The organism is Marinobacter sp. UBA2498 (assembly GCF_002341575.1).
GTDB classification, from domain to species: Bacteria; Pseudomonadota; Gammaproteobacteria; order Pseudomonadales; family Oleiphilaceae; genus Marinobacter; species Marinobacter manganoxydans.
In genome coordinates, this window is sequence record NZ_DDOI01000138.1 from 12,146 (window position 1) to 24,211 (window position 12,066).

General features: G+C 52.6%; 10 protein-coding genes. 1 reads left to right on the forward strand and 9 read right to left on the reverse strand.

All coding sequences use genetic code 11. The features are described from left to right. From B2W52_RS19135 to B2W52_RS19175, 9 genes are all read right to left on the reverse strand, one after another. A partial coding sequence (locus tag B2W52_RS19135; protein ID WP_286803920.1) for a glycosyltransferase occupies positions 1-856 on the reverse strand: 856 nt, incomplete at its 3' end. Between the two features lie 31 nt (positions 857-887). Next, positions 888-1,871 (reverse strand): glycosyltransferase, encoded by a 984-nt coding sequence (locus B2W52_RS19140; RefSeq protein ID WP_286803921.1) that lies wholly within the window; start codon positions 1,869-1,871, stop codon positions 888-890. Then, complete coding sequence (gene asnB / locus B2W52_RS19145; RefSeq protein ID WP_286803922.1) at positions 1,835-3,760, reverse strand: asparagine synthase (glutamine-hydrolyzing); 1,926 nt, start codon at positions 3,758-3,760, stop codon at positions 1,835-1,837. Before asnB ends, B2W52_RS19140 begins: the two co-directional genes overlap by 37 nt. Before the next feature lie 3 nt (positions 3,761-3,763). Beyond that, a complete protein-coding gene (locus tag B2W52_RS19150; protein WP_273069795.1) occupies positions 3,764-5,278 on the reverse strand; it encodes an oligosaccharide flippase family protein in 1,515 nt (504 codons plus the stop codon). After that, complete coding sequence (locus B2W52_RS19155; protein WP_286803923.1) at positions 5,275-6,405, reverse strand: glycosyltransferase family 4 protein; 1,131 nt, start codon at positions 6,403-6,405, stop codon at positions 5,275-5,277. Before B2W52_RS19155 ends, B2W52_RS19150 begins: the two co-directional genes overlap by 4 nt. Positions 6,406-6,430: 25 nt before the next feature. Next, positions 6,431-7,807 (reverse strand): O-antigen ligase family protein, encoded by a 1,377-nt coding sequence (locus B2W52_RS19160; protein ID WP_273069792.1) that lies wholly within the window; start codon positions 7,805-7,807, stop codon positions 6,431-6,433. After that, positions 7,800-8,813, reverse strand: coding sequence for a polysaccharide deacetylase family protein (locus B2W52_RS19165; RefSeq protein WP_273069790.1), 1,014 nt, complete (start codon positions 8,811-8,813; stop codon positions 7,800-7,802). The genes B2W52_RS19160 and B2W52_RS19165 overlap by 8 nt, the downstream gene beginning before the upstream one ends. Further along, entirely contained in the window at positions 8,810-9,979 is a 1,170-nt protein-coding gene (locus B2W52_RS19170; RefSeq protein ID WP_273069789.1) for a glycosyltransferase, read from the reverse strand. Before B2W52_RS19170 ends, B2W52_RS19165 begins: the two co-directional genes overlap by 4 nt. Before the next feature lie 51 nt (positions 9,980-10,030). After that, positions 10,031-10,900 (reverse strand): glycosyltransferase, encoded by an 870-nt coding sequence (locus B2W52_RS19175; RefSeq protein ID WP_273069787.1) that lies wholly within the window; start codon positions 10,898-10,900, stop codon positions 10,031-10,033. A gap of 427 nt (positions 10,901-11,327) precedes the next feature. Here B2W52_RS19175 and B2W52_RS19180 point away from each other — a divergent pair. Beyond that, positions 11,328-12,066, forward strand: a 739-nt coding sequence (locus B2W52_RS19180; protein WP_286803924.1) for a hypothetical protein, incomplete at its 3' end; no start/stop codon positions are given.

Consider the following 12,066-nt stretch of genomic DNA (forward strand, 5'->3'; position numbering starts at 1 on the left):
CAACGCGATACAGCGCTCGCCAGACAACCGAATCCAGTGGCGCATTGTGCAGTGCCCCGGCAATGGCGCCAACGGCCTTGCCACGTTCACCGGCACTGGCAAAGTACCTTGCCTTGCGACAATAGAAACGGGCCAGCCCCCAGCGACGTTCACCGGGAGACAGAACTTCTCCATACCGCGCCAGAAATTGCTGGATAATCCGCTCGTTCGCAGCATATCGCCTGCGCTTATCCGATGAAATCTGATCCGCCATCACCCGATACGAGGCGACAATGCCGGGCTCATACTGGTAACAGTACCGGGCGGAGAACCTCAGCCAGAGCTCGTAGTCATCAGCAACACCCACCGAGGTATCAAAACCGCCCATCTCATCAAAGCACCGCCGCCTCACCAGCGCCGTGGTAATACTCACGCTGTTGTCAGCCAACAGATACCGCGTGATCCGGCCGGAATAACGCCTCATATTCTGAAGGCTGACAACCGAACCCTGCTCGTTAATTGTAGCCTCATCACCATGGACGATATCAACCTCGGAATTTGCCCGGAAAACAGCCAGCTGCTTCTCCAGCTTGTCTCGAGCCCAGACATCATCGGAATCAAGAAACGCGATAAAATCCCCCGTCGCCTGCTTGAGGGCAAGATTACGGGCATGGCTCTGGCCCTGGTTTTCCTGGTAGACATAACGAACTCGCCTGTCAGCAAGAAAGGGCTTCAGGACATCAGGTGTATTGTCTTCGGAGCCATCGTCCACAATGATCAACTCAAAGTCCCCGAAGGTCTGAGACAGAACACTGGCAACAGCAGCCGGCAGGAACCGGGCCCTGTTGTAGGTTGGAGTGATTACGCTAATGACCACCAATGCACGCTCCTGAAGCCATCCATGACGATTATCTTTTTAGGAGTAGTTTACCCAACGCTCGCCACGGTCCTTGCCACCAAGGGTAATAATTAATCCCCCTGGCGATGTCGTAAATGGAATCCCGGAACGATTTAATAGATATTTCATAACGGGCTTTTCTAATATAAAAGTGGCTCAGACCCTGCCGCCGTTGCCTGCTCGTAACAGCATCAGGATACTGCTCAAGAAATTTAAGAAGTAACCTTTCGTTACTGGAGAATCGCTTTTTCTTATCAGATGAAATCTGATTCTCCATAACTCGATAATAGCTCAAAAATTCGGGAATATAACGAAACTCGAACCTGGTAGAAAACCTGAGCCACAATTCATAATCTTCCGCTACACGATCTGATTCATTAAAGCTGCCCAACTCGTCAAAGCATTTTCTACGTGTCATAGTGGTATTCATGCTTACAAAATTATCTTTTAGCAGGTGATGAGTAATGCGGCCAGAATAACGTTTCATGGTATTCTTACCGATCTCAGCGCTCTTCTCATCAATCAAGATGCCGTCTCCATAAACGATATCAGACTGTGGAAACCGGCTAAATTCCAGAAGAGAACGATCAAGTTTGTTAGGCAGCCACGCGTTATCGGAATCGAGAAAGCAGATAAACTCTCCACTGGACTCAGATATGCCTTTATTTCTCGCTACGCTTTGACCTTGGTTAGACTGATAAAAATACTTTATTCTTTGATCCGTCAGATAAGGCTCGACTACCTCTCTTGTGCTATCAGTTGAGCCATCATCTACAATTATAAGCTGAAAGTTTTGATAGGTTTGAGCAAGCACGCTATCTATAGACTCAGGCAAAAAATCAGACCGATTAAAGGTGGGTGTGATAACAGAAACTAACGGATTTTCATTCGCCACAACTATACCCTTTAACCATGATTCGAAATATTTTAACCCATCTATCAAATTATGATGTCCACTCAGTCTAGCCAAGCCTGAAACATCAGAATACCCCATAACTCAAAACTATAGTCTTCCCTGCCGGAAAGGTGTTCATTCCAAACCTGCCGGACCATGTCTGCTTTCCAGTAACCCTGCTCCCTCAGCTTCACCGGTTCCAGAAGGCTCTCCGCCCAGTCCCGCAAAGATCCTCTCAGCCAGGCCGCCACCGGCACTGCAAATCCCTGTTTGGGCCGGTCGATCAGTTCCCGGGGCACATGGCGGTACAGCACCGACCGAAGCACCTGCTTGCCGACACTCCCCTGCATATTAAGAGATGCGGGCAGCCCCATGGCGAACGACACAACACGGTGGTCCAACATGGGGATACGGGTTTCGAGGCTGCAAGCCATGGCGGCACGGTCCACCTTGGTCAGAATATCGTCTGGCAGATACCAGTTCAGGTCCCGCCACATCAGCGTTTTCAGGTCATTGTCCGGCACCTGGTCCGGAAGCGGGCCGGTCAGCCCGTAACGGCCTTCATCTGGTTCAACCAACGCCATGGCCGGATCGGGCCAGAAAGACACAGACTGACGGTAGAACTCAGACAGGCTCCTGGCAGAGGCAATAGCTCTGGCCCGTGCGAGACGGAACCGGATGGCTTCCACACTGCGCCCTTTCTGGGAAAGCACCAGGGTACGAATGGCCTGAGCGGTCAATCCGGGCGGCAGCCGACCCGAGAGCGCTTTCAGGCGGGAACCAAACGAACGGCGACGCTGCCATCCACGCAACATACCCGGATAGCGGGTGTAACCACAGAACAACTCGTCGCCGCCATCACCGGAAAGTGCCACAGTTACGTGCTTGCGAGTCATCTCGCTGACCAGATACGTGGGCAACTGGGACGAATCCGCAAACGGTTCGTCGTAGATCTGCGGCAAACGCGGCACCAGGTCCCTTGCGTTCCGCTCTGTCACATAGAGCTCAGTATGGTCCGTGCCCAGGTGCCCCGCCACTGCCGCCGCATGTTCTGCCTCATTAAACCCTTCCTCGTTAAAACCGATACTGAAGGTCTTGACCGGGGTCGACGCCTGCCGCTGCATCAGGGCAACGACTGTTGAAGAATCCACTCCACCGGAGAGAAAAGCCCCCAGCGGCACATCAGACACCATTTGCTCACCGATCACCCTGGTAAGCAGCGCTTCAAGATGGTCCGCAGCAGCCTCCACCGTCCAATCATCAGATTCGGCAAACTGATCCTCAAGACGCCAATAACGAGAGGGTTCCGGCAGCTGCCCCGGCTCAAGGCGGGCAAGGTCAACAGCAACAAACGAGGCAGGCAGAAGCTTGAAAATACCGGAGTAAATCGTATGGGGCGCGGGAATCAGGTTATGCCGAACCAGCAAAGGCAAGGCGCCGCGATTAATTCCGCCCTGCCATTGAGGGTGTTGCTGCAACGCCCTGAGCTCCGAGCCAAAGACCAGGGTACCGCCCTGCCACCCGTAATACAGGGGCTTTTCCCCCATGCGATCCCGGGCCAGGTACAACCGCTGTTCCTGCTGGTCAAACAACGCAAAGGCAAACATGCCGGCAAATCGCCCGAGCGCGGCTTCCACGCCCCAGGCCTCGAAGGCCGCAAGCATAACCTCCGTATCCGAATGGCCGCGGAAATACGCCCCGTCAGCCGCCAGCTCCTCGCCCAATGCCTGGAAATTGTAGATTTCACCATTGAAAGCGATCACAAACCGGCCAGAAGCCGAAGCCATCGGTTGAGCACCCAGGGGTGACAAATCCAGAATGGATAAACGACGGTGGGACAGGCCAACGGACAAGGCATCGTTCAGCCACACCCCACCGGCATCAGGCCCACGATGGACGATGGCCTCCCCCATTTTCCGGAGCCTTGTCTCGCAGGATTCCCTGTCGATATTACCGCCAGCCTCAGCAAACCCTGCAAAACCGCACATTGTTCAGTTCCTTCCCAGTCTGCGGGACAGATACTCACCAATGTAATCCCGCTCTTCCCTGTTCAACACCAGAAACCAGAAACCAGCAAGCCAGCCAAAACTACCGAACACCACACCCGTCAGAATATCAAAATAGGAATCGTATACCCATACATCACCAATGCCGAGCAGGATCGCCGCCATGATTACGGCCGGAGCCACCCCGGGCACAACGGCCGATAACAAATACTGGCGTACTGGCAGATCGAGATGCTTGCAGGTATACCGCAGGTACACCGGCACAAAAATAAGCCCTGGCACCACCGACGCAAAGGCAACCCCCTCAAGGCCAAAAGGATGCACCAAGATCAGGCTAAGGGTGATATTCAACAGTGCAGCCATGGGCGTAAGCTTCGCGAATATACCGTGCCTGTCAATTGCGGTGAGATAACGGCTGGCAAACGGATTGATGAACGGGAAAATGGTAAAGAACACCAGAAAGACAATAATCAGTTCCGCTTTTTCACCAAACTCCGGATCGAGCCAGATGGAAATGAATGGCACCCCCAGAATAAGTACGCCGGTACCCATGGCCAAAAGGATGCTCACTACGTACCGAGACGACAGCAAAAACACCTGGCGGATGGTTTCGTTCTCCTCCTTGGCGCTCAACCCACTGAACAGGGGCATGAAAGCATGGGTGAGTGTCCACCCGAGACCACGTATGTGCAGGGTCAGGTTGGCGGGAATACTGTAAAAAGGCACCATTGCAGGCCCCATGATCACACCAATCACCAGCACATCTGTTGCGTTTTCTACGCGTGTCGAAATACCCTGAATGAACGATTTGAAGCCAAAGACAATCAATTCCCGAAGCCTGATCCAAGAGAAATTGACAGGCCGGGCCCGAATCGCGCCATGCGCAGGCCGGGAAAGAATCCACATAAACAAGAGATACTTAACGGACAAACCAATAGCATTAATTCCTGCCAGTAATACAAGCCCGTTTTCCGGCGAAATATAGAGATATAAGAGTGATGACCCGACAATTGAATTGAAAATCGTGATGTTATTTTTCAGATAATACTTCTGGAACCCTTCCAGATAGCTCTCTGCCACATATCCCGGAAACGAAATCAGCAAGTATGCACCAATTAGAATCAGAAACAGGGTGTACTTTTGATGGGGCTCACCCTGCGGAGCTACCGAACCTGAAAACCAGAACCCCCAGAAAAAGAAGAATAAAAATAACAGCACCCCAACCAATGCCATAAACGCAAAGGCGGACATGTAGACCGACTGCAAGGCCACTTCATCTTTTTCGGCCAGATGTCGGGCCGCAAAACGGCTTATTGCCGGGCGCAGACCAAGATCAAGGATGCCCATATACCCGACAACGGCCCCGACCATTTCCCAAAGCCCATAATCGTATTTGCCAAGGTTGTATACAAAGATCGGGGTCATCACAAAAGTGATCGCCAGCTTGACCAACATGACGAGAACATTTGAGCCCGTATTGACTAGAAGGGTACGTATCACCCCGCGTCTCCCCGCTTCTCAAGCACACGCTTGAATACCTGTTTCAACTTTGAAGCGGTAATGCTGACATCAAAACGCTCAGCCGCCGTTTTTCGATATTTATCGAATTTCGCCTCAATCTCCGGCTGCGCCGATTCAAACCTCTCCAGCTGTTCCAGTAAGCCGTCTACCGAACCAACACTGAAAACCAGCGTGGGGGAATCCGCCACAACCTCATTCATGCCAATGCAATTGGAAGCAATAAGCGGGCGACCAGACACCATTACCTCCATGGGCAGCAACGGACAGGCCTCCCACTTTGAAGGCATAACAACTGCATCCACGCCTCGAATTGCAGCCCTCATCGAATCCGTCGCAGGAAAAAAATGAAAAAATCCGCTGAGCCCCCGCCGTTCAATATCGGCCTGCTCTTCCCGGATAAAACCGCCCCAACCAAAACAACACACATGTAAAGGTCGATCTGAGCGAGAAACGTTCCAGCGTTCAAGAGCATTCACCAAAAGACCAAATCCTTTCTGCGCCATGAAGCGGCCAAAGAAACCGACAACCAGAGCGTTTTCAGGAATCGAAGCCTCCGCTCGCAGGTCCCGCGAGTCATCCCCAACGAATACACGCGTTCTTATGCCATTCCTGACCGCGACAACCTTCCCCTTTGCGGAAAGAGCAGGAAAAGTCGCACGGAAGTTCTCCGCTGCGTCCTCACCAACCGGGTTCACCAGATTTGCCATGGCAAACAACCGGGCCATAACAAATTTCTTCACCTGGCCAAGCCGGCCCTTGAACTGGCCCGGCATAAAAACATCGTGGGTGGTAATCACATGAGGAATACGCAAAAGCCACAGGGGCAATGCAGCGACCAGCCCGGCGGTAAATCCGTGGGAGTGAACCAGATCCGGCCGGTTCGCTAAAACCTCACGAACAAGAGCCAGCAACAAAGGAATCAAGCCCTCGGAAGTCTGAGAACTACAACTGACGTTGGCCAAGGGCCCTACCAGAGACTGCAACGCGTCAGACCGGGGCGACACCAGCCTGAAAGCATGGCTCTTTAACGCTTCATCACCATAGACATAATAGAAGTAGGTTCTGATTCCCCCACCAGGATGCCTCGCAAACACAACAACTTGCATCAAAATTCCTTTTCTGGAGGCACGATCAGCGCCTGCCGGACAGATCGACCAGATTACTGAAACGGTTTTTACGGAGTGTTCGTACTGACGTGGCCCCTGAAGTTTCCGGGACAACAAGGTTCAACTGCGTTAACCGGTGAAAGACAACAACAGCGCCGGCAAACAGATACCAATAGTACTGGGAAAGCCCCCAGTAATTCAGGCTGTATACCGCGTACATCCAGAACACAGCCGTCATCGCTTTGTTCAGATTTACATAGAAAATATCAGACCCATGCTCCGCGATGCGCTTGTTGTTTTCGGCTAACCCCCTATAAACCTTGAACAAAAACCTGAGAAAAATGAACATGCCGACGATGCCCAACTCGATCAGCAATTCGGCATAGAGGTTGTGCGATGCCTGGCGCCTGCCCAGTATATGTGTTTTCGCCTCGGGCGTAGTGCCCAGCCCATGCCCTACAATTGGTCGCTCCAACCCCAGGGAGAATTCATTCATCAATCCCTCGAGGCGACCTTCCGCTGATGCTGCGTTGGATGTTTCGGATTGGCCAACCAGTGACAGGTAACGATCTTTCTGCTCATCCGTCATCACCTGCCATCCCGCCATGCCCACCAGAATTGCCACAACAACCAGACTGAACTTGTGGCTCGACTCCTTAAACACAAAAAAAGCGATTACCAGCAGAGCGAGTAACGCCCCCCGCGATTGAGTGAGAATCAAGGCGTAAAGAAGTGGCGGCATCAACAGCAAGTAAAGAAGCCTGGCCTTAAACCCGGATGACCACAGAAGATAATGAAGAAAGGGTATTGCGGTTACAATCACAAAACCCAGCTCATTCGGATTAATCACATCCGATGGTGCGCCTGACAATCGTTGGGAGAATTCACCACCACCCATATAGGTACTACTGCCCCAGTATCCTTCGGTCAGATTCAGAAATAATGGTTCAAATACCCGGATTAACTGGCAACCTATAAAAACCAGCAAGAAAAGCTTCAATCGACGATCTGAATCCACCAGCAAGACTGTAAAGAAAAAGAAAGTGATAGCCTTAATAAAATCGCTCAGATTATTCTTAACCACACTTCCCGGCCACTCTACCAGAGGTAATGAAACGGCAAGATAGATCAGCAACACCAATAACGAAGCTACGATAGGATCTTTTGACCAACCCCTGAATTTTTCCCGCTGTATAAAAAGGCTGATAGAAATTATCAGGGCCAATAACAGCGTTGGCCTCAGCAACCCGTAACCGGGAATGCGCTGTGAGAGGTGCAGAAAGAAATCAATCAGATAATAAATGAACAGGCCGAAGGTAAACGAACTGGCCTGAAACCTTGCCGGAGCACCCTGCTTATCAAAGTAATCTGCTGACGACAACTTTAAAGCCGCGTTACTCATAAGGCGTTTCTCTCAGGGCCTTTCGCCATTTCAGCCCCAACAATTCGATACCCGACACCGCTTTCAGAAACTGAAACTGATCTGAAGAGCTGGCGTGACGGCGCATGGCGTATCTCTGACGGTGTTCCCCGCTATCGGCAAAGGCCACGGCAGCGCATGAAAACCCAGCTTCACGAATCACTTCAACCTGCCCGCCAACAAAATCATCCGGAGTGCCATTGGGGTAGCAAAAAGAACGCACTGCTTTACCAAGGTTTTGCTCCAGCGCCTCACAACAGCCAAGAATTTCGTTACGAGCCTCCGCCAGGCTAACCCTGGCGAGCGATGGATGGGTTACCGTATGGCCCCCTACTTCAAGCCCTTCGGCCTGCATTTCTTCCAGCTGCTGCCAGGTAACCGCCCGGCAGGCTGCCGGAGGACCTTTCGGCAGCTCTACCTGCCAGGCTCTGGCCATTGCGGCAAGGCACCGCAACTTTTCCGCGTTACCAGCCCTGAGCAGGGTCTGATTAATACGCCAGAACACCTGCTCAAATTCGCCTGCTTTTACCGGAGTCTGGACCTTAAACAAACCGAAATCGAATCTGTTCCCGGATTCCGGCGACCGCTCCAGCAAGTAACGCAACTGATCAGGCCACAGCCACAAATCGCCGCTTACGAAGCCCGTGGTTACGTAAAAAGTAGCAGGCACTCTGTATTTTTTCAGTACTGGCCACGCAATGGAATAGAAATCCTCATAGCCGTCATCAACGGTTATCGCAATGCTGTTCCTGGCCAGCGCCTCACCCTCGTGCAACGCCATCGCAATGCGCGATACCGTTACAGGATTGAAATACTTCGAAATATAGCGAACCTGCCGCTCAAACTGGTCGACACTGACAGACCCGGGCGCCGATGCCTCTGAAAAACGATGATACATCAGAATACGGGGGCGGTTCGCGGTAATCGCCCTGGCCATGGCATAACCACCGAACGTACCGGCCAGTTTAATCAACCTCGACGCGTTCACCGGACCTCCGCATCAGGCAGGCCCACCCGGTTCGACACTACCCTGGCATACAGGGCTGCGTAAGACTCGATCATCGTTTGTAAACCATGCCTGCGATGAGCTTTCTGATAACCGGCCTCACCCATCGCTTTGGCCAGACCGCCCTGATCTTTCAGTAAATCCTCCAAACAAGCAGCCAGCCGCGTGATATCCCCACGGGGAAACAGGTATCCGGTTACACCGTGCTCCACGGCCTCGCTATTACCTCCCACATCCGAGGCAATCACGGGAAGGCGAGCCTGCATGTATTCTACAATCGCATTGGAGTACCCCTCTGATTCGGAACAAAGCAACCCGGCATCCATTGCACGGAGGATGTCCCTGACATCGGAGCGCACTCCCAGAAAATGCACACGGTCCGAAACGCCCAGAGACTCTGCCAGTAACCGGTAAGGCTCCTGATCACCCGCGCCAATCAGGACCAGGTGGCTATCCGGTACCGGCTCGCTGACCCGGGCCATCGCCCTGATCGCATCGGCTATACGTTTTATCTCACGCAAATTCGCCACCAGAACAACAAACCGACCGCGTCCCGGCAGACCAAGACCGCTCAGTACCCCGGGCCGTTTTTCGGGCGGCAGGGGCGACAGGTCACCACCTGGCGCCGGATAACCGTTGTAAATCACCGAAATCCTGGCGGCGGAATACCCCTCTTTCTCAGCAGTCACCCGTTTAACCGCCTCACTATTTGCAACAACGCCACGCACGAAACGGGCGGTCCGCCTGAGCGCCCACAGATACTTTCCAGTGTACCAATACCCCATGTCCCTGCGAGAAATTAATGTGGGAATACCCATAAGAGAGAAAACTGGCGGGCATATAACCGATGAATCGTTAAAGAATACATGGCACAGGACGATACCTTCTTTCTTTTTTCGCCGCGCAAACCGAAACATGGCCAGCCACGTCTTGATACTGAACAGCCTGGAGGCCCCCAACACCTCTGCCTTGCAGGGCATATTGCCTGCCTTAACATAATCGGACGACCGAAGTAGCAATAGCTCAGGCTGGAACCGATCCACCGGGAGATTTGCGATAAGCTGCAGTAACTGCCCCTCTGTCCCCGCATGGGGGCTGGTGAAATTGTCAATCACGAACAGAATACGAACCGGACATCCCTTTTCCATAACACCTGTTTCCAGAGCACCTGCCTTTTCCATAGTACATGGCCCAACCGCTCAATGTGCTTTCTCTGCACCAAATACAACGCTCATGGCCCGAATGGGGTCACCAAGGCCGGCTTTCAGCAAATGGAGAATTGCGGTCGAATAGCGCTTTTGTTGCCAATAGACCTGCCCAATCCTGAAATTCAGCAGCGCACGCCGTTTCCGGATGGTAGACCGCCGATAAGGGTACCGGGCAGCCGCACGCCGGAGAATTTCAAACCCTGTTTGCCAGCGCCTTTCCAACCCCTGGTTACTTATCGACGCCTCATGCTTTCGGTAGTAAAAAACAGTGCCCTTCATGAAGGCAAACGGCGCCGCTTCTGCAATTCGAACCGCCATATCATGATCCTGGCTGGCACGGAAACCTTCTTCAAAAAATCCAACCTGATCGTATACCGATTTACGCACCATAGCGCCGCCCGGCAAGGCCATGTAGCAGTCCAGGAGCAAGCGGTTCGGGTCTCCGGGTTCGACATGCCCGTCGCCTGGAATGGGGAATAACTCGCGACCATCTTCTGAAGTTGCCATGGCTTGCCCGTATACCATGCCAACTTCAGTGTTGTTCTCTAAAAACTCCACCTGCCTGCTCAGCTTTTCCGGGTGGAGCAGATCGTCGCTGTCAAGTATCACGAGATAACGACCGTTAGCCGCCCGCAAACCAACATTCAGTGCGGCGGACTGCCCACGGTTACTGTGATTTTCATGGGTTAACAACGTCAGTTTACCGGCAGCTTCATATTCCTGCAGAATCTCGAAAGTGCCATCGGAGGAGCCATCATCCACAACGATGTACTCAATATTCCCGTAGGACTGGTTGAGCACTGATTCGACGGCTTCGGCAATAAACCCGGCCCGGTTATAGGCCGGAGTGAGAACTGTCACTAAGGGTTGCAAACCACCACCTATTTAATCCGGAAAAGCATAAACTGGGTAAACCGATTCAACTGGCCGACAGCCAGGCCCATAGATACGCATCCACCAGCCATTATCCGGCCAGAGCTTCGACACAAGGTAAACAATTCTCGCCATGATCGCCATCACAGCCTGTTCATTTATACGCTTTGTAAACTTCTGTCAAAACGCGGTACCATTTGTTCGTTCTGGTAATACTGCGAAGCAGGCCCTCGGCATCTCCGGCGATCTCTATAGACTTGATCACTCTTTTTGATCATTCTCTTTGGTCACTCTCTTTGATCATTCTTCCGGACACAGAAAGGTAATTGTCATGAATAGCCCACTTCTGCCCACCCCAAAGGGCGCTCCGGCCCTGGTAACAGGCGTACTGGCTGCTACTCTCAGCTTCAGTTCCATGGCGGCACCTGCCATCACATCAGTGATCGTAGAAGATCCTGAGAGCGACGACACCACCATCACAGTTCAAGGTTCCGGCTTTGGCGAAAAGTCCCAGGCGGCACCCGTTCTTTTCGACCAGGTGGATTCCAGCTATGAAAATGGGACTCTCAATGAAAGTTACCAAACCTTAACAGATGGCGCCAAGGTCCCGACAACGGGTCAAGGCCAACCTTCGATCTGGTCAGCCGCTTCAAGTGGGGCCTGGGGGTCATTTCCGCCCGAAATAACATCGCAGTACCCTCCACGCCACAACAACTCCGGCAAGCACTATCTAATGCTCGGTCATAACTCAACGGTGGGCAACCCTGTGGCATACGGGGGCAACTCTGGCTGGGAGACGCCTGTTGACAATACCCAGCTCTATGTTTCCTGGTGGTTCAGACCCAAATACGCTCCTCAATGGTACTGGCGCCTTGCGCCGGTGAACCTTACTGGCCAGTTCCAGGAGGGCGAAACCCTGAATGTAGGGGGGCTGACCAAAGCAACCTTTATCGGAGTAGATGAAGAAGGCCAGATTAACCTGGTATTTGATGGGAAACCGCCGAGAACGGCTGTTCTTCTGGGAGTGGAAATTCTGGGCGAGAGCTCAGGGGCCACCTCTACTTTTCCGGAAACATTTGTTGGCTCCGGCGGGCCCGGTTATGAAACACCGGGCTCACAGAAATACATAAGGATTTGGGAAGACCCCCGGGGCA

Bases quoted from the DNA above. Each gene is read 5' to 3' on its own strand.
- B2W52_RS19140 (WP_286803921.1), bottom strand. From the start codon at position 1,871: ATGGGGTATTCTGATGTTTCAGGCTTGGCTAGACTGAGTGGACATCAT.
- asnB (WP_286803922.1), bottom strand. From the start codon at position 3,760: ATGTGCGGTTTTGCAGGGTTTGCTGAGGCTGGCGGTAATATCGACAGG.
- B2W52_RS19155 (WP_286803923.1), bottom strand. From the start codon at position 6,405: ATGCAAGTTGTTGTGTTTGCGAGGCATCCTGGTGGGGGAATCAGAACC.
- B2W52_RS19160 (WP_273069792.1), bottom strand. From the start codon at position 7,807: ATGAGTAACGCGGCTTTAAAGTTGTCGTCAGCAGATTACTTTGATAAG.
- B2W52_RS19170 (WP_273069789.1), bottom strand. From the start codon at position 9,979: ATGGAAAAGGGATGTCCGGTTCGTATTCTGTTCGTGATTGACAATTTC.